This window comes from Aeromonas bivalvium (assembly GCF_000819765.1).
Classification (GTDB): domain Bacteria; phylum Pseudomonadota; class Gammaproteobacteria; order Enterobacterales; family Aeromonadaceae; genus Aeromonas; species Aeromonas bivalvium.
Map to the genome: position 1 here is coordinate 63,298 of NZ_CDBT01000030.1, position 21,040 is coordinate 84,337.

General features: G+C 62.4%; 20 protein-coding genes. 7 read left to right on the top strand and 13 right to left on the bottom strand.

Annotated features, from left to right (window positions below; all coding sequences use genetic code 11):
* Positions 1–5: 5 nt before the first annotated feature.
* Genes nagC through nagB form a run of 3 tightly spaced genes read right to left on the bottom strand, consistent with a single transcriptional unit; the run spans position 6 to position 3,180 of the window.
* Complete coding sequence (gene nagC / locus BN1119_RS10885) at positions 6–1,220, bottom strand: DNA-binding transcriptional regulator NagC (RefSeq protein WP_041997743.1); 1,215 nt, start codon at positions 1,218–1,220, stop codon at positions 6–8.
* A 4-nt stretch (positions 1,221–1,224) separates the two neighbouring features.
* Positions 1,225–2,370, bottom strand: a complete 1,146-nt coding sequence (nagA, locus tag BN1119_RS10890) for an N-acetylglucosamine-6-phosphate deacetylase (protein ID WP_041997744.1) — start codon at positions 2,368–2,370, stop codon at positions 1,225–1,227.
* A gap of 9 nt (positions 2,371–2,379) precedes the next feature.
* Positions 2,380–3,180: a glucosamine-6-phosphate deaminase gene (gene nagB / locus BN1119_RS10895; protein ID WP_041997745.1), complete on the bottom strand. Its 801-nt coding sequence runs from the start codon at positions 3,178–3,180 to the stop codon at positions 2,380–2,382.
* 264 nt (positions 3,181–3,444) lie between these two features.
* Between nagB and nagE the strand changes: the two genes are divergently transcribed.
* From nagE to glnS, 3 genes are all read left to right on the top strand, one after another.
* Complete coding sequence (gene nagE, locus BN1119_RS10900) at positions 3,445–4,899, top strand: N-acetylglucosamine-specific PTS transporter subunit IIBC (protein ID WP_041997746.1); 1,455 nt, start codon at positions 3,445–3,447, stop codon at positions 4,897–4,899.
* Positions 4,900–5,040: 141 nt separating this feature from the next.
* A complete protein-coding gene (locus tag BN1119_RS10905; protein ID WP_041997747.1) occupies positions 5,041–7,704 on the top strand; it encodes a beta-N-acetylhexosaminidase in 2,664 nt (887 codons plus the stop codon).
* Positions 7,705–8,118: 414 nt separating this feature from the next.
* Positions 8,119–9,780 carry a glutamine--tRNA ligase gene (gene glnS, locus BN1119_RS10910; protein WP_041997748.1) on the top strand — a complete coding sequence of 554 codons (1,662 nt, stop codon included), beginning with the start codon at positions 8,119–8,121 and terminating at the stop codon, positions 9,778–9,780.
* 116 nt (positions 9,781–9,896) lie between these two features.
* Here the strand turns inward: glnS and fur are convergent, their stop codons facing one another.
* The gene (gene fur / locus BN1119_RS10915; RefSeq protein WP_041997749.1) at positions 9,897–10,325 is read right to left on the bottom strand and encodes a ferric iron uptake transcriptional regulator; all 429 of its coding nucleotides are present in this window, start codon (positions 10,323–10,325) and stop codon (positions 9,897–9,899) included.
* Positions 10,326–10,567: 242 nt separating this feature from the next.
* On the opposite strand from fur, the gene BN1119_RS10920 reads away from it, so the two are divergent.
* Positions 10,568–11,065 carry a DUF4442 domain-containing protein gene (locus BN1119_RS10920; protein ID WP_041997750.1) on the top strand — a complete coding sequence of 166 codons (498 nt, stop codon included), beginning with the start codon at positions 10,568–10,570 and terminating at the stop codon, positions 11,063–11,065.
* A 68-nt stretch (positions 11,066–11,133) separates the two neighbouring features.
* On the opposite strand, the gene fldA is transcribed toward BN1119_RS10920, so the two are convergent.
* The 4 genes from fldA to BN1119_RS10940 are packed head-to-tail and all read right to left on the bottom strand — an operon-like array spanning position 11,134 to position 13,054.
* Positions 11,134–11,658 carry a flavodoxin FldA gene (gene fldA / locus BN1119_RS10925; protein ID WP_041997751.1) on the bottom strand — a complete coding sequence of 175 codons (525 nt, stop codon included), beginning with the start codon at positions 11,656–11,658 and terminating at the stop codon, positions 11,134–11,136.
* 39 nt (positions 11,659–11,697) lie between these two features.
* Positions 11,698–11,994, bottom strand: coding sequence for a LexA regulated protein (ybfE, locus tag BN1119_RS10930; RefSeq protein ID WP_041997752.1), 297 nt, complete (start codon positions 11,992–11,994; stop codon positions 11,698–11,700).
* A gap of 17 nt (positions 11,995–12,011) precedes the next feature.
* A complete protein-coding gene (locus tag BN1119_RS10935; protein WP_005894863.1) occupies positions 12,012–12,233 on the bottom strand; it encodes a DUF2788 domain-containing protein in 222 nt (73 codons plus the stop codon).
* 56 nt (positions 12,234–12,289) lie between these two features.
* Positions 12,290–13,054 carry an alpha/beta fold hydrolase gene (locus BN1119_RS10940; protein ID WP_041997753.1) on the bottom strand — a complete coding sequence of 255 codons (765 nt, stop codon included), beginning with the start codon at positions 13,052–13,054 and terminating at the stop codon, positions 12,290–12,292.
* Between the two features lie 288 nt (positions 13,055–13,342).
* Between BN1119_RS10940 and seqA the strand changes: the two genes are divergently transcribed.
* Together seqA and pgm are read left to right on the top strand one after the other, a co-directional pair.
* Positions 13,343–13,867: a replication initiation negative regulator SeqA gene (gene seqA / locus BN1119_RS10945; protein ID WP_041997754.1), complete on the top strand. Its 525-nt coding sequence runs from the start codon at positions 13,343–13,345 to the stop codon at positions 13,865–13,867.
* A 96-nt stretch (positions 13,868–13,963) separates the two neighbouring features.
* Positions 13,964–15,613 (top strand): phosphoglucomutase (alpha-D-glucose-1,6-bisphosphate-dependent), encoded by a 1,650-nt coding sequence (gene pgm, locus BN1119_RS10950; RefSeq protein ID WP_041997766.1) that lies wholly within the window; start codon positions 13,964–13,966, stop codon positions 15,611–15,613.
* Positions 15,614–15,697: 84 nt separating this feature from the next.
* Here the strand turns inward: pgm and BN1119_RS10955 are convergent, their stop codons facing one another.
* On the bottom strand, positions 15,698–16,579 hold the full coding sequence (locus BN1119_RS10955; protein WP_041997755.1) for a DMT family transporter: 882 nt from the start codon (positions 16,577–16,579) through the stop codon (positions 15,698–15,700).
* A gap of 94 nt (positions 16,580–16,673) precedes the next feature.
* Between BN1119_RS10955 and BN1119_RS10960 the strand changes: the two genes are divergently transcribed.
* Positions 16,674–17,156, top strand: a complete 483-nt coding sequence (locus BN1119_RS10960; protein ID WP_041997756.1) for a MarR family winged helix-turn-helix transcriptional regulator — start codon at positions 16,674–16,676, stop codon at positions 17,154–17,156.
* Positions 17,157–17,199: 43 nt separating this feature from the next.
* Here the strand turns inward: BN1119_RS10960 and mltB are convergent, their stop codons facing one another.
* The 4 genes from mltB to BN1119_RS10980 all read right to left on the bottom strand — a co-directional run.
* Positions 17,200–18,282 (bottom strand): lytic murein transglycosylase B, encoded by a 1,083-nt coding sequence (mltB, locus tag BN1119_RS10965; protein ID WP_041997757.1) that lies wholly within the window; start codon positions 18,280–18,282, stop codon positions 17,200–17,202.
* A gap of 80 nt (positions 18,283–18,362) precedes the next feature.
* Entirely contained in the window at positions 18,363–18,971 is a 609-nt protein-coding gene (locus BN1119_RS10970) for a CDP-alcohol phosphatidyltransferase family protein (RefSeq protein ID WP_041997758.1), read from the bottom strand.
* A 49-nt stretch (positions 18,972–19,020) separates the two neighbouring features.
* Positions 19,021–19,689 carry an ATP-binding cassette domain-containing protein gene (locus tag BN1119_RS10975; RefSeq protein WP_041997759.1) on the bottom strand — a complete coding sequence of 223 codons (669 nt, stop codon included), beginning with the start codon at positions 19,687–19,689 and terminating at the stop codon, positions 19,021–19,023.
* A partial coding sequence (locus tag BN1119_RS10980) for an ABC transporter permease family protein (protein ID WP_244463726.1) occupies positions 19,686–21,040 on the bottom strand: 1,355 nt, incomplete at its 5' end. The genes BN1119_RS10975 and BN1119_RS10980, both read right to left, overlap by 4 nt.

Sequence of the window (21,040 nt, forward strand, 5' to 3'; positions counted from 1 at the left end):
GGGCCTTACTTCTGCTCCATGATGATCTGCAGAAGGTCCCCTTCCAGCAAGGCCCGCTTCACCAGGGCGAAGCCGCCTATGGTGGGCTGGTTCTGGAAGCGGGCTTTCACGATGGGCAGGCCACGGTGGAAGCTTGGCAGGGACTGATGCTCGACGCAGCGGCGGATGGCGGGGAACAGGATCTCCTCGGCCTCGGTGATTTCGCCTGCGATCAGCACCTTCTGGGGGTTGAACAGGTTGACCGTGATGGCCACCGCCCGTCCCAGATGTTCCCCCACGTTCTCGATCACGCTGCGGGCGAGCTCATCCCCGGCCAGGGCGGCCTTGCAGACCTCCTGGATGCTGATGTACTTGTCCTGCAGGCTGCTCTGGTGGCCGCGGCTGATGAGCTCCTTCACCTTGTCGACGATGGCCTCGTTGGAGGCGATGGTCTCCAGGCAGCCGAAGTTGCCGCAGTGGCAGCGCTTGCCGAGCGGCTCCACCTGGATGTGGCCTATCTCGCCGACGTTGCGGTTCTGGCCGAGAAACACCTTGCCCTTGGTGATGATGCCAGAACCCGCCCCCTGGTGAACGCTCACCAGAATGGAGTCCATGCAGTCGCGGGATTCGCCGAAGAAGTGCTCGGCCAGGGCCAGGGAGCGGGTGTCGTTGCCGACATAGCAGGGCAGGTTGAAGTGGTTTTCCAGCAGCTTGGCCAGGGCCAGGTTGCGGATCTGGTACTTGGGGGTGTAGATGACCATGCCCGATTCCGGGTTGACCAGGCCCGGCATGGTGAGCGCGATGCTGATGAGGTTGCGATTGCGCTCCTGATGGGCATCGATGAAGGCGCCAATCTCCCGCAGCAGCATGTCGACCACGGGTTGCTGGTCGATCTCGGTCACCTCCGTGATGAGCTGATCGAGCTCCTTGCCGTCGAGATCGTACAAGGAGAGGTGCAGGTAACCCCGACCCAACTTGGCGGACACAAACTGGAACCGACTCTTGATGGTGGTCAGGGAGATGGCGCGCCGTCCGCCGGTCGAGGCCTGGGGCGAGGTCTCCTTGATCAGGCCATGCTCGATCAGTTGCCGGGTGATCTTGGTCACGCTGGCCGGGGCCAGGTGACTCAATTCGGCAATCTTGACCCGGGAGATGGGGCCTTGCAGGTCGATGAGCCGATACACGGCCGCGCTGTTTACCTGCTTGATGAGATCTACGTTTGCTATTTGTCCGCCAGTCATGATGTCACTGTTGTGTGTAGTGTCCGTTAACCACGGTCCCGAGGACCCTGAAGTCCTGATCAAAGACGGTGAGGTTGGCTATCTTGCCGACCTGGATACTACCGAGACGTGAGTCCCATCCAATGGCGCGTGCAGGGTATAGGGTGGCCATTCTCAGCGCTTCGGCGAGGGGCAGCCCCACCTGTTTGACCAGATTCTCCACCCCTTCGATCATGGTGAGGGCAGAACCGCCGAGTGTACCATTCTCATCGACGCACTGACCATCACGGAAATAGACGGTGGCGCCACAAAAATCAAATTTCTCAAAGCCTTCCGGTGCACCGGCAGGGGCGGTGGCATCGGTCACCAGCACCAGTCGCTCCCCCAGCACCTTGTGGGCGAGGCGCACATTGGCCCAATGCACATGATGACCATCGACGATGACCCCGGTATAGACGTCATCCCTGTCGTAGATGGCACCGACCACGCCCGGCTCGCGGCCATTGACGGTCGGCGTCATGGCGTTGTAGAGGTGGGTGGCAAAGCGCATGCCGCTGTCAAACCCGGCCATGGCCTGCTCGTAGCTGGCGGCGGTGTGACCCGCTGAGACCAGGATGCCGGCCTCCACCAGGCGACGGATGTGCTCCGGGTTGTTGCGCTCGGGGGCCAGGGTGATCTTGGCGATGGCGTCACCGTTGGCGCAGAAGAAGTCGATCATCTCGTCGGCGGGCTGGCGGATCTGATCCGCCGGGTGTATGCCCTTGCGCTTGAGGTTGGTGTAGGGCCCTTCCAGATGCACCCCCAGCACCTCGTTGGCGCGGGCCTGCATGTAGCTGCGGGTCACGGCGACCGCCTGCTTCATGTCTGCATCCGGGCTGGTGATCAGGGTCGGCAGGAAGCTGGTGGTACCGGATTTGAGGTTGGCCGCCTGCATGGTGGCCAGGGTTTCGACCGTGATCGCCGAGTTGAACATGACGCCGCCACAGCCGTTGAGCTGCAGGTCGATGAAACCGGCACTCAGGTTGGCACCGTTCAGGTCGTGGCGAGCCACGTCCCGGGGCAAGTCCGCCAGGGGTTTGATGGCGACGATCCGGTCGCCATCGATGAGCACCCCGTGCCCGGTCAGCACATCGCTGCCGGTGTAGAGGGTGCAGTTGGTCAATGCGTACATGTTGCCTCCTTACAGACGGCCGATGTTGTCGGCTTCCAGCTGCTGGAAGTAGCGCACCGTCTTGACCTTCAGCTCCATGGTGGAGGGTTCGTCACATACCATGAGTCCCTTCGGATGCAGCTGCAGGGTGGAGATGGTCCACATGTGGTTGACGCAGCCTTCCACCGCCGCCTGCAGGGCCAGCGCCTTGCCGTGACCCGTGACCAGGATCAGTATCTCCTCGGCATCCATCAGGGTGCCGACGCCCACGGTCAGCGCCAGCTTGGGCACCTGTTCCATATCGCCGCCGAAGAAGCGGGAGTTGGCGATGCGGGTGTCCTCGGTCAGGGTCTTGACCCGGGTGCGGGAGGCCAGGGAAGAGGCCGGCTCGTTGAAGGCGATGTGGCCGTCGTTGCCGACCCCGCCCATGAACAGGTGGATCTTGCCGTAGGACTTGATCTTGTCCTCATAACGCTTGCACTCTGCCACCAGGTCCTCGGCGTTGCCGTTGAGGATGTTGATGTTTTCCGGGCGAATGTCGACGTGATTGAAGAAGTTGTTGTACATGAAGCTGTGGTAGGACTCAGGATGGTTCTCGGCCAGGCCGACGTACTCGTCCATGTTGAAGGTCACCACGTGCTCGAAGCTCACTTCACCGGCCTTATGCAGCTCAATCAGGCGCTTGTAGGTGTTGAGCGGGGTGCCGCCGGTGGGCAGGCCCAACACGAAGGGGCGCTCGGCAGTCGGCTGGAAGGCGTTGATGCGGTCGACGATGTAACGGGCAGACCACAGACCGACCTGGTTGGCAGACTTGAGGGGGATCAGGCGCATTTCGAGTACCTCTATATTCGGTTGTTACCGGCATGGGCGCGGTAGCGGGTTCCTAGTTGTTTTATAGCGTAAATAAAGATTGCGAACTAAGCCACATGTATCGACTGCCTTTATCTCATTTGGGTGACAATGATCACGATTGTGGCTTTATTAATTTGCGCAGCGAAATAAAAGACCTAGACTGCCAATCAAGCCTTGATGGCTTATGCGTCAAACGTAATAAGCACTTAATTTCTAGCAAAACATTAACTAAGGAGAGGAGCCGTGAACATTCTCGGTTATTTGCAAAAGATCGGCCGGGCCTTGATGGTGCCGGTAGCGGTATTGCCTGCCGCCGCGATCCTGATGGGGGTTGGCTACTGGATTGACCCGAATGGTTGGGGTGGTGACAGCGCGCTGGCCGCCTTCCTGATCAAGGCGGGTTCCGCCATCATCGACAAGATGGCCATCCTGTTTGCCGTGGGTGTTGCCTATGGCATGTCCAAAGACAAAGACGGTTCTGCCGCGCTGGCCGGTCTGGTCGGTTATCTGGTGGTGACCACCTTGCTGAGCCCGGGCGCGGTATCCCAAATCCAGCAGATCCCGCTGGACCAGGTGCCTGCTGCGTTTGGCAAGATTGAGAACCAGTTCATCGGTATCTTGACCGGTGTGATCGCGGCCGAGCTCTATAACCGCTTCAGCAGTGTGGAACTGCACAAGGCGCTGGCCTTCTTCTCCGGCCGTCGTCTGGTGCCGATCGTGACCTCCGTGGTGATGATCGTGGTCGCCTTCGTCCTGATGGCCGTCTGGCCGGTCATTTACGGTGGTCTGGTGAGCTTTGGTGAATCCATCGTCAACCTGGGTTCCACCGGCGCCGGCATCTACGCTTTCTTCAACCGTCTGCTGATCCCGATTGGTCTGCACCACGCCCTGAACTCCGTGTTCTGGTTCGACGTGGCCGGCATCAACGACATCCCGAACTTCCTGGGTGGCCAGTCCTCCATCGACGCCGGCAAGGCTGTCGTGGGTGTGACTGGCATGTATCAGGCCGGCTTCTTCCCGATCATGATGTTCGGTCTGCCGGGTGCCGCACTGGCCATCTACCACTCTGCCAAGAAAGAGAACAAGGACAAGGTTGCGTCCATCATGATCGCCGCCGCCTTTGCCTCCTTCTTTACCGGGGTGACCGAGCCGCTCGAGTTCTCCTTCATGTTCGTGGCGCCGGTACTGTACGTCATCCACGCGTTCCTGACCGGTATCTCCGTGTTCATCGCCGCCAGCATGCACTGGATGGCTGGTTTCGGCTTCAGTGCCGGCCTGGTGGATATGGTGCTCTCCAGCCGCAACCCGCTGGCGACTAACTGGTACATGCTGATCCCGCAGGGTCTGGTGTTCTTCGGCCTCTACTACGTGGTCTTCCGCGCCGTCATTGCCAAACTGGGTCTGAAAACCCCGGGTCGTGAAGATGACGAGGCTGTACCGGTACAGGCTCAAACCACCGACCGCACCGAGCTGGCCAAGCAATACCTGGAAGTGCTGGGTGGTCATGACAACCTGGTCACCATCGATGCCTGCATCACCCGCCTGCGTCTGACCCTGAAAGACCGCAGCATCGTCGACGAGCGTCAGCTCAAGGCCCTGGGCGCCGCCGGTGTGGTCAAGCTGGGTGAGCAGAACCTGCAAGTCATCCTTGGCCCCCTGGCCGAGATCATTGCCGGTGAGATGAAAGCCCTGCGTTAAGTGTTACCCGGACGGGCGTCTGTCCCTGCCCGTCCGTTCAAGCCTAAGTCCATTGTTGACATAACTGAGGGCCCCGCCTTGGGGCCCCATATAAAAAAAGCCAAGAAAATCCAACCTTTACTTCAAACGAGAGCAGCAGTTATGAACTTGAAGCATTCTCTGTTAGCCATTGCCATGTCTACCGTTTTTGCAGGTCCTGCACTGGCCGCCGATGCCGCCAAACAAGCCGTGGTCGATTCCCTTGCCAGCAACCTCGTCGTCAAGTACGAAGTCGTCACCAACGACGGTGCCGGCGCCGGCCTCGACTGTCAGGCGCTGGGCTCCGAGTGGGCGAGCTGCGGCGTTGCCAAGCTGCACCTGACCAATACCGGTGCCGACGTGACGTCCAAGGACTGGAGCATCTATGTCTCCTCCATTCGCCGTATCCAGCGGGTGGACAACGATCAGTTCGCCATCACCCACCTGACCGGTGACCTCTATCGCCTGACCCCGACCGACAAGTTCCAGGGCTTTGCCAAGGATGCCACGGTCGAGGTGCCCCTGGTGGTGGAGTATTGGGTACTGTTCGAATCCGACATCATGCCGAACTGGTATGTCTCCGCCGAGGGTGCCGAGCCCAAGGTGATCGCCAGCATGAGCAACATCGACGATGCCAGCAGCTACGAGAAGCCGATGCCGGCCGACGGCTGGAAGCGCACCAAGGACGACAACAACGTCCTGATGAACAGCGAAACCCGCTTCGCCGCCAACCAGACCAGCACCTTGCTGCCGGCGGCCAAGGTGGACAGCAAGATCCTGCCGACCCCACTCAAGCAGGTGGTCAAGGCGGGTCCCCAGGTGGATCTCTCCACCATCAAGCTCGATGCCCTCGACCTGCCGACCGACCGTGCCGATGCCATCAAGGCGCAACTGACCAGGCTGGGTGTTACCCTCTCCGACACCGGCTACCCGGTCACCATCAAGCTCGGCAGCAAGGTCAAGCAGGCCGAAGGCTACGACATGACCATAGGGGCGAAAGGCGCTGTCATTCAGGGTAGCGACATCGCTGGCGCCTTCTGGGGTGCCCAGTCCCTGATCTCCCTCCTGGGGGTGGATGACAAGCGGGTGAGCAAGATGAGCGTCGAGGATGCGCCGCGCTTCGAATACCGCGGCATGCAGACCGACGTGGCCCGTCACTTCCGCAGCCCCGAGACCCTGAAGAAGCTGGTTGACCAGATGTCCGCCACCAAGCTCAACGTGCTGCACCTGGGATTGACCAACGATGAGGGCTGGCGCCTGGCGATCCCGGGTCTGCCGGAGCTGACCGAGGTGGGCAGCCAGCGTTGCCATGACGAGTCCGAGACCCAGTGCCTGATGCCGCAACTGGGCTCAGGCCCCAGCAGCGACAACCAGGGCTCCGGATTCTACAGCAAGGCGGACTACATCGATCTGGTGCGCTATGCCAAGGCTCGCGGCGTGACTGTGATCCCCGAGATCAACATGCCGGCCCACGCCCGTGCCGCCGTGGTCTCCATGGAGGCGCGCTACCAGCGTCTGATGGCGGAAGGCAAAGAAGCGGAAGCCAACCAGTTCCGTCTGACCGACCCGGATGACACCTCCAACGTCACCTCGGTGCAGTTCTACGACAAGATGTCCTTCATCAACCCCTGCCAGCCGGGCGCCGCCACCTTCGTGGCAAAGGTCATGGACGAAGTGGCCCAGATGCACCAGGCCGCCGGTCAGCCCCTGACCGCCTGGCACTACGGTGGTGACGAGGCGAAGAACATCATGCAGGGCGGCGGCTATCAGGATCCGGCCGTCACCCCGGCCGCCGATCTGGTGGCCTGGAAGGGCAACGTCGACTCCAGCAAGCAGGACAAGCCGTTCGGCAAGTCCCCCCTGTGCCAGAAGATGATCGACGAGGGCAAGATCAAGGAAGTGGGCGAGCTGCCGGTGTACTTTGCCAAGGAAGTGAGCGAGATGGTCAAGGGCCACGGCTTCTCCACCCTGCAAGCCTGGGAAGATGGCCTGAAATACGCCAGCGGCGCCAAGGACTTCGCCACCGACAACACCCGGGTCAACTTCTGGGAGACCCTCTACTGGGGTGGCTTCAACGAGGCGATGAAGTGGGCGCACAAGGGCTATGAGGTCGTACTCTCCAACCCCGATTACCTCTACTTCGACTTCCCGAACGAGGTGCATCCGGCCGAGCGTGGCTACTACTGGGCGACCCGCTTCAACGACACCCGCAAGGTGTTCGCCTTCGCCCCGGAGAACCTGCCCCAGAACGCCGAGACTTCGGTGGACCGTGACGGCAATGCCTTCGTGGCCAAGGGCGACCAGGAGCCGGTCAAGTTCAAGGGGATCTCAGGCCAGTTGTGGAGCGAAACCGTGCGCACCGATGCCCAGTACGAGTACATGGTCTATCCGCGCATCTTCTCCGTGGCCGAGCGCGCCTGGCACAAGGGCGGCTTCGAGCTCGACTACGTGAAGGGCCGCGAGTTCTCAGGCACCACCAAGCACGTCAACAAGGCCACCCTGAACCAGGAGTGGAACCAGTTTGCCAACGCCCTGGCCCAGCGCCAGTTGCCCAAGCTGGATCAGGCCGGTGTCGAGTACCGTCTCTCGGTGCCGGGCGCCAAGGTGGTGAACGGCAAGCTGGAAGCGAACGTGGACTTGCCGGGTCTGCCCATCCAGTACAGCCTGGACGGCACCACCTGGACCGCCTATGACGCGGCGGCCAAGCCGACCGTCAACGGCAAGGTCTGGCTGCGTACCACCAGCTTCGATGGCAAGCGCACCAGCCGCGTCACCGAGCTGAACTGATGGCTCGCGATTGATAACGCAAGGTGGGTCGCAAGACCCGCCTTTCCCAAGGCCGGCGTCGCCAGCCTTGGGAAAGGTTGACTCTGCGTGTGAACCTTTGTTGTGTGTGAGTCTGTTTTGATGTTTTCATCACCTTCAACCCCGCCTGGTGCGGGGTCTTTTTTTGTCTGCAGGGCAGCACGGGGGCGCAACCTTGTCCCCCTGGCGGCCGAGACGGTCCCCGCGACAGGGGAGCGGGGCCGGGTGCCCACTCTCCCTGACGCCGCTTTGTCCATCATGGCCGCCACCTGGGCCGAAAGGGACAAAATTCCGGTTGAGGCGCGCGCCCGAATAGGGGATCATACCCGGCTTGACGGCGGGGGATCGAAGCCAGTGGCTCGCCCCTCGCCAGTGACGCGCATTTTGAGGTGAGCCATGACTGAGGCGAACAGCCCGAGCAACTTTATTCGTCAGATCATCGATGAGGATCTGGCCAGCGGTAAGCACAAGAGCGTGCAGACCCGTTTTCCTCCCGAGCCGAACGGTTATCTCCATATCGGCCATGCCAAGTCCATCTGCCTGAACTTCGGCATCGCCCGTGACTACCAGGGCCAGTGCAACCTGCGTTTCGATGACACCAACCCGGTCAAGGAAGACATAGAGTATGTCGAGTCCATCAAGCGGGACGTGCAGTGGCTGGGCTTCCAGTGGAGCGGCGAGATCCGCTACTCCTCCGACTATTTCGACAAGCTGCACGGCTATGCCGTCGAGCTCATCGAGAAGGGGCTGGCCTATGTGGACGAGCTCTCTGCCGAGCAGATGCGCGAGTACCGCGGCACCCTGACCGCGCCGGGCAAGAACAGCCCGTTCCGCGATCGCAGCGTGGAAGAGAACCTGGCCCTGTTCGCCAAGATGAAGAACGGCGAATTTGCCGAGGGCAGCGCCTGCCTGCGTGCCAAGATCGACATGGCATCCCCCTTCATGGTGATGCGCGACCCCGTCATCTATCGCATCAAGTTTGCCCACCATCACCAGACAGGTGACCAGTGGTGCATCTACCCCATGTATGACTTTACCCACTGCATCTCGGACGCCCTGGAGGGGATCACCCACTCCCTGTGCACCCTGGAATTCCAGGACAACCGCCGTCTGTATGACTGGGTGCTGGACAACATCAGCATCGACTGCCACCCCCGTCAGTACGAGTTCTCCCGCCTGAACCTCGAATACACCGTCATGTCCAAGCGCAAGCTGAACCTGCTGGTGACCGAGGGGCACGTCAATGGCTGGGATGATCCGCGCATGCTGACCGTCTCCGGGCTGCGCCGCCGTGGCTATACCCCGGCGTCCATCCGCGAGTTCTGCAAGCGCATCGGTGTGACCAAGCAGGACAACATCGTCGAGATGAGCATGCTGGAAGCCTGCATTCGCGATGACCTCAACGAGCACGCTCCCCGCGCCATGGCGGTGCTGCATCCGGTGAAGGTGGTCATCGAAAATCTGGCGGCCGACGAGGTGCTGACCGCACCGGCGCACCCGAACAATGCCGAGATGGGCACCCGCGAGTTGAATTTCACCCGCGAAATCTTCATCGACGAGGCGGACTTCAAAGAGGAAGCCAACAAGCAGTTCAAGCGTCTGGTACTGGGCAAGGAAGTGCGCCTGCGCAACGCCTACGTCATCAAGGCCGAGCGGGTCGAGAAGGATGCGGACGGCAAGGTCACCTGCATCTACTGCTCCTACGATCCCGAGACCCTGGGCAAGGATCCGGCCGACGGTCGCAAGGTGAAGGGGGTGATCCACTGGGTCAGCGCCACCCACTCCCTGCCGGCCGAAGTGCGTCTCTATGACCGTCTGTTCAAGGTACCGAACCCGGGTGCCGAGGACGACTTCGAAGGGGCCCTCAATCCAGAGTCTCTGGTTGTCATCGAAGGGGCGCGGGTGGAGGCTTCCCTCAAGGACGCCAAGCCGGAGTTTGCCTACCAGTTCGAGCGCGAAGGCTATTTTTGTGCCGACAGCAAGCTCTCCAGCCCTGAGCACCTGGTGTTCAACCGCACCGTCGCCCTGCGCGACGTCTGGGGCAAGGCCGAGGCCTGATAAGTCGCCTTTGGCGGCAGAGGGCAGGGGAGACCCTGCCACTCTGGTCCGGATTGCGGACACAAAAAAAGCCAGCGTCATGCTGGCTTTTTCATGGCTGCTCGCGGCCGGCGGCGTTATTCGTCGTGCTTGCAGTCCCCGTTGGCACAGTGGCCATAGAGATAGAGGCTGTGGTTGGTCAGGCGGATGTTGTGCGCCTTGGCGATGTCGCGCTGGCGCTGTTCGATCACTTCATCGGAGAACTCGATCACCTTGCCACAGTCGAGGCAGACCAGGTGGTCGTGGTGCTCCTGGGTCGACAGCTCGAACACGGACTTGCCGCCCTCGAAGTGGTGACGGGTGACGATGCCAGCATCATCAAACTGGTTGAGAACGCGGTACACGGTCGCCAGACCAATCTCTTCACCATGATCGATCAGTCGTTTGTAGAGGTCTTCGGCACTGGTGTGCTGGCATTCCGGCTGCTGCAGGATCTCGAGGATCTTGACGCGCGGCAGGGTGATTTTGAGCCCGGCCTTTTTTAACGCTTGATTATTGTCTGGCATATTCAACTTATTCGCATTCTCGAAGGTGGGGTTATTCTGAGTGACTGGCGCGGGAATGGCAACCTTGAACTCAGATCCAATGTCATTATAGGTCGTACGGTCACATAAAATAAACCCAGTAATTCAAAGGCTTTAGCATCTATTTTCCGTCGAAAGACTGGGATTGGATTATTTTGCTCCCCTTGCCTGCCTTCGAATTGTTGTTAAGATGTAACACCTGTTTATCTGGTCGGATGAGATCCATGGATTGGCTTTTTGACAATGCGGCCTGGGTGCGCCGCGCCCTCAACGCCTGGCCTCCTTTCTGGGGTGCCGGCATCAAGATAGAAACCCTGAGCGATGACTTCCGGTTCTGCCGGGTGACCTTGAAGTCCCGCTGGTGGAACAAGAATGCCAACCGGACCCAGTTTGGCGGCAGCATGTTCGCCATGACGGATCCCATCTACCCGCTGATGCTGATGGGGTATTTCAAGAACCACTACTACGTCTGGGACAAGGCGGGCAGCATCAACTACATCAAGCCGGGCAAGGGCAAGCTCATCGCCGAGTTCAATCTGACCGAGGCCAAGCTGACCGAGATAGCGGCGGCGACGCGCCAGGGGGACAAGCATTTTCCCGAGTTCGATGTGCTGGTCCTGGATCAGAAGGGCGAGCTGGTCGCCGAGATCAGGCGCACCCTCTATGTGCGCCAGCGCAAGGAGCACAGGGAAACGGGAACACAGGGGCGTCAGGGGGCATGACGGCGTCTGCCGACAGAAAAATGCCATAAAAAAACGGCCCGATCGGGCCGTTTTTCAACAGACATGTCTCACTCCAGTTCGGCGAGGCACATCTCTTCATGGATCTGCTTGCACCAGCCCTTGACGCGCTCGGCGGTCAGCTCGGGCTGGCGATCCTCATCGATCCCCAGACCGACGAAGTGCTTGTCATCGACCAGGGCCTTGGAGGCCTCGAAGTCGTAACCTGCGGTTGGCCAGTGGCCTATGATGATGGCGCCCTTGGCCTCGACGATGTCACGCAGGGTGCCCATGGCGTCGAGGAAGTACTCGGAATAGTCTTCCTGATCGCCGCAACCGAAGATGGCGACCAGCTTGTCGGTGAAGTCGATCTCTTCGAGTTCCGGGAAGAAGTCGTCCCAATCGGCTTGGGCTTCGCCGTAGTACCAAGTCGGGATGCCGAACATCAGCAGACTGAAGCTGTCGATGTCGGCCTTGCTGCTCTTGGCGATGTCACGGACTTCAATCAGTTGTTTGCCCAGCTCTTTCTGGATCATCTTGGCGACAGCTTCGGTATTACCGGTATCGCTGCCGAAAAACAGACCTACACTTGCCATAGTGTTTAGTTACCCGTATTTGGTGTTGATGCTTAACGGTCAGATCAGCTGACCCGCCACGAGGGCAGAGTCGATCTGTTGCTTCAGGATAGATTGGATCAGCTCGGCGCGGCTGACGTTCTGTTGCAGCGCAAGTTGGTTCAGGCGCTCCAGCAACTCGGCCTCCACCTTTAACTCTACCCGCTTCAGTCCATTCTCCCGATCGCGCTTGAGCTGATTGCGCTTGTTGATCTTGAGCTGGGTCTCGCGGGGGAGTGGGTTGGTCTTTGGCCTGCCGGGGCGCTTCTCATTTGCGAACAGATCCAGTGTTGTTCGATCAGTTTGCTGTTTGGCCATACTTCATCTATGAGCAGTTAGCCGAGACCCGAGCCTTCCCAGCTCAGTTCGATCAGCCCCTTGGCGACAAAACCCGCGCAACCTAAAAACAGTACCAGCCAGACGATGAAGCGACCGAAACGGGGCACATTGCCGCGTTTGAGTACGTCCTGGATAGCCAGACCAATCAACAGAAAAACGGCCACGAAAAACAGTTTCAGGCCCAGACTCTCGATCAGTTCAATATGTTGGCTCAGCATGGATTGCGCACACTCCTTATGACGGGCGGCACTATATCACAAAGGATTTGAAACTGTTAACCGCCTGTAGACAGGAAATCCACAACCAGTTTGTTGAACAAAACCGGCTTCTCGGCGTGGAGCCAGTGGCCGGTTCCGGCGATGACCCGGGCCTTTGCGGCGGGGAATTGCGCCATCACTGTCTCGGTATAGGCGGGCAGCATATAGTCCGACTCGCCGCCCTTGATGAACAGGGTCGGCCCTTCGAAACGGGCGTCGGCATCGGGCCAGCCCATGATGTTGGCGTAGTTGCGCTCAAGGGCCGGCACGTTGAAGCGCCAGCCCCAGCCCGTCTCGGTTTTGGCAAAAGACTTGAGCAGGAACTGGCGCACGCCGGCGATCTCGATATGTTCGGCCAGGATGGCTTCCGCCTCGCTGCGGCTTTGGGGAGGGCGCGTGAGCGTGGCGTTCAGGCCGGCGAACACGTTCTGGTGGCGGGCATGGGGATAGGCCACCGGGGCCATGTCGGCCACCACCAGCTGGCTGACCCTGTGGGGAGCCTGCTTGGCGACCTGCATGGCCACCTTGCCCCCCATGGAGTGGCCGATCAGGGCCGCCTTGTCCAGCGCCAGATGATCCAGCAGGGCGAGCACGTCCGCCGCCTGCTGTGGGTAGCTCATCTCGTCTGAGTGAAAGGAGGCGCCGTGGTTGCGCAGATCCAGACTGATGACCCTGTATTGCTCGCCGAGGGGGCGGGCCAGCAGGCCCAGGTTGTCCAGGCTGCCGAACAGGCCATGGATCAGCACCACGGCCGGGCCCTGGCCCTGCTCCTTGAAGTTCAATAATGAGTGTTGTTGCAAAATGACACCTTGTCGGTCGTGGGCTGTTTCGCCTGTTTTTTTAATGCACTGAAAGAAAAGGATTTCATTCCTTGGTGGGGATTTTTTTGTGGTTTTTTTCCAAAAAAATGGCCCCGAATAGGCTACTCAGTGCGGGGGATCACACACTTGGCCCGCCATTATGCCGTATTCTCGTGGAGTTTCATGCACATCTGACGGGCCGCTTGGGCCGTCGGGTCTGGCTATGTATAATCGCCCCATCCCACTTTCCGTGAGTCCAGCGCCAACCCTATGAAAACCATCGAACTTGATGACGATCTCTACTTCTATATCGCCAGCCAGACCCGCCACATAGGTGAGAGCGCCTCCGACATATTGCGCCGCCTGCTGGAGCAGCCCGCCCGCATCAAGGCGATACCGCCAGCATCCGCCCTGGCCGATGTTACCCCAGCCGAGCCGCAACCCGTGGCCGCCGGGAGCGAGGCGCTGACGCGCCTGCTGGCCTCGGGTGCACTGCAGCAGGAGGAGAAGTCCATCAATCGTTTCATGCTGCTGCTCAGCACTCTCTACCGGGACGATCCGGCGGGCTTCACCCAGGCTACCGAGATAAAGGGGCGCAAGCGCGTCTATTTCTCCCAGGATCCGGAAGCCCTGCGCGCCAGCGGCAGCACCACCAAACCCAAGCCGGTGCCCGAGACCCCCTTCTGGGTCATCACCAATACCAATACCAGCCGCAAGCAGAACATGGTGGCCCAGCTGATGGCCAGCATGGGCTATGACGAGGCCCTGATCGCAGAGGCCTGCGCCCTGGTGTGATGAGGAGCCATGGGCTCAATGGATTCTGATCTTTGAATGCGCGGGGCCCTCACCCGGGCCTGTTTCGTCAAGCAGTTAGCAAGCAAGGAATACGCCATGGCACAGCATGCTCACGCCGGTCAGCCGGCTCGTTTAAGTGACCTGACCAACATTCCCCGTCTGGTCAGCGCCTACTACCTCAACAAGCCGGACATGAGCCGCCCCGAGCAGCGGGTAGCCTTTGGCACCTCCGGCCACCGGGGCAGCGCCCTGCACAACGCCTTCACCGAATCCCACATCCTGGCGGTGACCCAGGCGCTGGTGGAGTATCGCCAGCAGGCCGGCATCACGGGCCCGCTGTTTGTGGGTATGGACACGCACGCCCTGTCCGAATCCGCCTTTGCCAGCGCGGTGGAAGTGCTGGCGGCCAATGGCGTCGAGACCCGCATCCAGGCGGGTCTGGGCTTCACGCCGACCCCGGTCATCTCCCACGCCATCCTGCGTCACAACGCAGGCAAGCCGGCGGCCCTGGCGGACGGCGTGGTGATCACCCCGTCCCACAACCCGCCGGAAGACGGTGGCTTCAAATACAACCCCCCCCACGGCGGTCCTGCCGAAGGGGAGATCACCAAGTGGGTGGAAGACCGCGCCAACGCCATTCTGGAAGCGGGTCTGGCCGGTGTGAAGCGCATGCCGTTCGCCGAGGCCCTGGCCAGTGAGTTCGTGGTCGAGCACGACTATGTCACCCCCTATGTGGACGATCTCGAGAACGTGCTGGACCTGGCGGCTATCAAGCGCGCCGGCATCAAGATTGGTGTCGATCCCCTGGGCGGCTCAGGCGTCGCCTATTGGGACGTGATCGCCAAGACATATGGTCTGGACATCGAGGTGGTCAACTACAAGGTCGACCCGACCTTCTCCTTCATGACCCTGGATAAAGACGGCAAGATCCGGATGGATTGCTCCAGCCCCTTCGCCATGGCGGGCCTGATTGCCCTGAAAGACAAGTTCGACATCGCCCTTGGCAACGACCCTGACTACGACCGTCACGGCATCGTCACCAAGGCGGGTCTGATGAACCCGAACCACTATCTGGCGGTGGCCATCCAGTATCTGTTCACCCACAGAACCGGCTGGCCCAAGACGGCCGCCGTCGGCAAGACGCTGGTCTCCTCCTCGATGATTGACCGGGTTGCCGGCGAGATCGGCCGCACCCTGAAAGAGGTGCCGGTCGGCTTCAAGTGGTTCGTGGATGGTCTTTTCAGTGGCGAGTTCGGCTTCGGCGGCGAGGAGAGCGCGGGCGCCTCCTTCCTGCGCAAGGACGGCACCGTCTGGACCACCGACAAGGATGGCTTCATCCTGGCGCTGCTGGCTGCCGAGATCCTGGCCGTGACCGGCAAGGATCCCCAGGCCCACTACGATGCCCTGGAAGCCAGGTTCGGTCGCTCCAGCTACCGCCGCATCGACGCTCCCGCCAACAGCGCCCAGAAGGCGGTGCTCTCCAAGCTGGATCCGGCCCTGGTGGAAGCCTCAACGCTCGCCGGCGAGCCCATCCTTGCCAAGCTGACCAGGGCTCCCGGCAACGACGCCGCCATCGGCGGCCTGAAAGTGGTGACCGAGAATGGCTGGTTCGCGGCGCGCCCCTCGGGTACCGAATCCATCTACAAGATCTACATGGAGAGCTTCAAGGGCGAGGCGCACCTGGATCTGATTCAGCAGGAGGCCCAGCAGATCGTCTCCGCGGCCCTGGCCAAGGCTGGCGTCTGAGCCTGATACCCGTCACCGCAGCGCAGAAAAAGGAGCCATATTGGCTCCTTTTTGCTGTGTGCCTGACGGGGATCTGGTGCCCGATCAGCCATTTCCCGGCTGGTCGGGGCAAGCCTTGGCTGTCTGCCTGTCCTTGAAGAGGGGCCGGGTCGGCAGCTTCATCAGGAACAGGGAGAGCAGGATCACGGCGATGCCGAGCCACTGGCGAGCGTCCAGGGCCTCTCCCACCAGCAGCACACCGAAGGAGACCGCCACCATGGGGTTGGTGAGGGCCAGCATGCCCATCACCTCGGGACCGTGGCGCTTGAGCCCCCACAACCAGGCCCAGTAGGCCAGGGCCGTGTTGAGCAGTACCAGCCAGATGAGCCCGGGGGCACTCGCCGGCTGCGGCAGCGGCATGGGGCCTGCCAGCCACCAGGCCAGCGGGATCAGCATCAGGCCCCCCAGCAGCAGCTGCCAGGCGGTCAGCGCCAGCAGATCGCTCACCGGCCAGCGCTGCATCCAGCGGCTGGACTGGCCGATGAGCAGGGTGGCCAGCAGGGCGCACGCCACGCCGACGGGATCCAGGTTGGCGGAGGGGTTGAGCAGCAGGAGCACACCGGCGAGTCCCATCAGCCCCAGCAGCAGCCACTTGAGGGTCGGCCTGACGCCGTCCTGCACCCAGGCCAGCCCCATCAGGACGAGGGGCAGGGTGGCACCCAGGGTGCCCGCCACGGCGCCCGGCAGACGATAGGCCGCCACGAACAGCAGGGCGAAGAAGGCAGTGATGTTGCAAAACGCCAGCAGGAATTGCCGGTTCCAGGTGAGCGGTGGCCTGCGGGGATGGCACAGCAGCAGCAGGAGCCCGGCTGGCAGGGCGCGCCACACGGCCACCCAGTAAGGGGAGTAGTCAGTCAGATAGAGGCTGACGACGGCATAGGTACTGCCCCAGAGCAGGGGGGCGAGCAGGGCGATCAGCAGTGGCATGGTTGTCTCGCAATAAAGTATCTTCAAGTAAAGATAACTTAGCCGCGAGTTGGTTTATTATCAAGTATCTTTTCGTAAAGATAATGGAGCCGTAATGGACAGTGATCATGTAGACCTCTTGCTGGCCCAGTGGGCGCGGCAGCGACCGGATCTCGACTGCTCCCCCATGGGGGTGCTGGGGCGGGTGGCGCGCATGGCGGTGATCGCCGGGCGCGAGGTGAGCGAAGAGCTCAAGGCGTGCGGCCTGCTTGGCAGCGACTTCGACATACTGGCGACCCTGCGCCGGGCCGGCGAGCCGCTGACCCCGACCGCCCTCTATCAATCCGCCATGCTGAGTTCGGGGGCCATGACGGCCCGGCTCGACAAGCTGGAGCAGCGCGGCCTCATCGTGCGGCAGGCGGCCCCCGATGACAGGCGAAGCCTCCTGGTCTGCCTGACGGAGCCGGGGCGGGAGCTGGTGGACCATGCGGTGGAGCGCCACGTGGCCAACGAGCGGCGCCTGCTGGCCCCGCTGACCCAGGCCGAGCAGGGGCAGCTGGCCGCCTTGCTCAAACGCTGGCTGCTGGAAAACGAATAGCAAAACGGGCCCGTCGGGCCCGTTTTGCATTGGCAGGGAGCACTCAGTAGCCGCGGGCGGCCTTGACCGCCAGCCCCAGCTGCCACACCGCCATGGCATAGTGGGTGCTGTGGTTGTAGCGGGTGATGGTGTAGAAGTTCGGCAGACCGTACCAGTACTGGTAGCTCTTGCCCACGTCCAGGCGCAGCAGGCTGGCCTTGCTGTGGGCGCCGAGGGGCGCGATGGGGGAGAGGCCGGCCCGGCGCAGGGTATCCAGGCTGTAGCTGGTCTGAAAGCCGGTCTCGAAGCCGGGTGCCTGGCCCTGGGCCCGCACCGCCACCTGATCCCCCTTGCGCCAGCCATGGGCCTTGAAGTAGTTGGCCACGCTGCCGATGGCATCCACCGGATCCCAGAGGTTGGTGTGGCCGTTGCCATCAAAATCCACCGCATAGCCGTGGAAGCTGGACGGCATGAACTGGCCATAGCCCATGGCGCCAGCATAGGAGCCGGTCGGCTCGCTCGGGTCTATTCCCTCGTTGCGGGTCATGATCAGGAACTGCTCCAGCTCGCCGCGAAAGAAGGTGGCACGGCGCGGGTAGTCGAACGCCAGGGTCGCCAGGGCATCCAGAATGGGGGTCTTGCCCATCACCCGGCCCCAGCGGGTCTCCACCCCTATGATGCCGACGATGATCTCGGGGGGCACACCGTACTGGGCAGAGGCACGATTGAGCTCGGTCTCATACTCGCGCCAGAAGTTGACACCGTTTTGCACATTGTCCGGGGTGATGAACTTGGCACGGTAACGGTTCCAGGCGCCGTTCGGGCCGCTTGGCGCGGTCGAGACCGGGGCCTGACGATCCATCAGGTTGATGATCCACTGCTCGCGAGAGGCCTGGGAGAGCACCCGGTGCAGCTCGGCACGGTCGAAACCATGCTTGCTGACCATCATGGCGATGAACTGATCCACTGCCGGATTGGTGGCGAAATCCCCCGCCAGCACCCCGGCCGTCTGCTTGGGCGGGGGCGTGATGAGGAAACTGCCGCCGCTTGTTGCCTTGGGGGCAGGCGCCTGTGCCGGCGTGTTGGCGGCGCTGCTGCACCCGGAGATCAGGGGGAGGAGAAGGACAAGGGGGATGAAACGATGCATAGGGCTTCCAACGGCACAAAAACGGGATGCCGCCATGGTAGTGGATCCATGGCGATGCGCAAGCACCACCATGGCCCGGATCAGGACTTGAGGGTGTGGTAACCGCTCCAGAGCCGGGTCAGTACCGTGATCAGGCACAGGGCGGCAAAACCGTAGGCCAGGGGGGCAAACCAGTGGGGCCACAGGCACATCAGCACGAACACCCCTATGGTCTCGCTGCCTTCGGTCAGGCCGCCCAGGTAATAGAGGGACTTGTGGTGATAGACGGGGTTCTCTATGCCCCGCTTGCCCGCCATGATGGCGAAGGCCAGGAAGCTCGAGCCCGTGCCTATGAAGGCGAACAGCAGGGTGGCGGCGGCCAGGGCATGGTTGGCGGGATCGGCCAGGGCGAACCCCAGTACCACGGCGGCATAGAAGATAAAGTCCAGCGTGATGTCGAGAAAGCCGCCGCAATCCGTGGTGCCCTTGAGGCGGGCGATGGCGCCATCCAGACCATCCATGATGCGATTGAGCAAGATGCAGACCAGGGCCGCCTCGAATTGGCCAAGGGCGAGCAGGGGCAGGCTCAGCATGCCGATGACAAAGCCGGTGATGCTGATCTGGTTGGCACTGACCCCCAGACGGGCCAGGGGGCTGGCGAGGGCGTTGAGGGGGCGACGGATCAGCACGATGGCGTAGCGATCTAGCAAGGGATCCTCCTTTCAGGATCAGGGAACACAGGGATCATAGGGCGGCGGATCAGCAAGGACTGCCCCTACCCGCATCCGCCGCCAGGGCGCCAAGATCCAGTATGGCGGCGGGGGCATCCTCTTCGTCGTGACTGACCAGGATGGCCGGGATGGCGCGGGCCGCTATCTCGCCGAACACCAGGGCGCGAAAGGCGGCCCGCAGCGGCTTGTCCAGCCGGGCGAAGGGCTCGTCGAGCAAGATGGCGGCGGGCTCGGCCAGCAGGGCCCGCAGCAGGCTGATCCTCGCCTTCTGCCCCCCGGAGAGGGCGGCGGGATGGCGTTCGGCAAAGCCCGCCAGCTCGACCCTGGCCAGTGCCGCCAGGGCACGGGCGCGGCGCTCCTTCCCCCTGATGTGGGCGGGCATGCCAAACATCAGGTTCTCGGCCACCGTCAGATGGGCAAACAGCAGATCCTCCTGAAACAGGATGCCGACGCGTCTCTGGTAGGCGGGCAGGGGCGAGAGCAGCCGCTCGCCCTGGCGGATCTCCCCGTGCAGGGCGAGGGGGCCGCCTTTGGGCAGCACCCCGGCTATTCCGGCCAGCAGCGAGCTCTTGCCGCAGCCGCTTGGCCCCATCAGGGTCAGCACCTCGCCGGGGGCGATGTGGCAGGGGGGCAGTTGCAGCAAGGGCCTGCCATGCAGGCTGAGGGTGAGAGGGGCCAGGTGCAGGGGCTCCGTCATGGGGTTGGCTCCAGTTGATGGGAGGCGCGTTCGGCCCTGTGGGGCAGCCAGAGCGCCAGGGCGTAGATCAGCAGCGGCAGTGCCAGTTGCAGCAGGCCGTAGAGGCTGGCGAGACGGCGGTTGAGGCCGGAGCCGATGGCCACCGCCTCCGTGGTGAGGGTGATGACGCGCCCGGCGCCAAACAGCAGGGTGGGCAGGTATTGGGCCAGGCTGACGGCGGCCCCCACGGCGCAGGCGAAGGCGAGGGGGCGCAGCAGCAGGGGTCCCTTGACCCGCCACCAGGCCTGCCAGGGACGGGCGCCCAGGGTGGCCGCCGCCTGGGTCAGGCGATCGTCGAACTGGCGATAGGGCCCGTACAGGCAGAGGTAGACATAGGGGTAGACGAACAGCAGCTGGCTCCAGAACACCAGCCCCATGCCCACCGGCAGCCCGAGCCAGTCCGCCCCGAGCCTGACGCCGAACAGCAGGCTGGCCTGGGGCAGCAGCAGTGGCAGACAGATGAGCCAGAGTGGCCAGGGGCGGCGACCCCGCTGAGCCTCCAGGGCGAGCACCACCAGCACCAAGGCCAGCAGGGCGCTGAGCAGGGCGAGCCAGGCGCTGTGGGCAAGGGGCTGGGCCAGCTCTGCCATGGCCTGCTGCCAGTGGTGGCCGCTCCACTGGCTGGGCCAGGGGGCGGGAAAGGGCCAGCGCCGGGTGAGGGACCAGAGCAGCAGGGCCGCCAGCACCAGCAGGTTTGTCGCCAGCAGCAGGGTGGTCAGGATCAGGGCCAGGGCGGGGGCCAGCCGGGAGGGACTGGTCTGGCGCCGGCCATCGAGCATGAGCCCCTTGCCCCAGTGCAGATGCGCCCACTCCAGGGCGCGCAGGAGGGCGAGCAGCAGCAGATTGAGGCCAAACAGCAGCAGGGCGCCATGGTTGGCCAGGGGTCGCCAATGGAGATCCGGGTCCTGATACCAGCGCCAGAGTCGCACCGCCAGGGGGGCGGGCTGGGTCGGGCCGAGCAGCAGGGCCAGATCCACCACCGCCAGGCCATAGGCCGCCACCGCGTAGAGGGGCAGGCGCAGGCTGGGCCAGAGGCTGGGCAGGATCAGGCGCCACCAGATCTGGGGCGGCCGAAACCCCAGGCTCTGCCCCAGCCATTGCTGGCGGGCGGTCAGGGCAGGATCGAGGGCGCCGAGGGCCATCAGCAGCAAGAAGGGAGTCTCTTTGAGCACCAGCAGGGCGATGAGACCCAGGCCCCAGGGATCGTGCAGGGTCTGCCAGTCCGGCGGCAGCACAAAACCGGTGAGGGCGGGGGAGATAAGCCGCAGCAACCAGCCGGAGGGGGCGATGAGGAAGGCAAAGCCGATGGCGA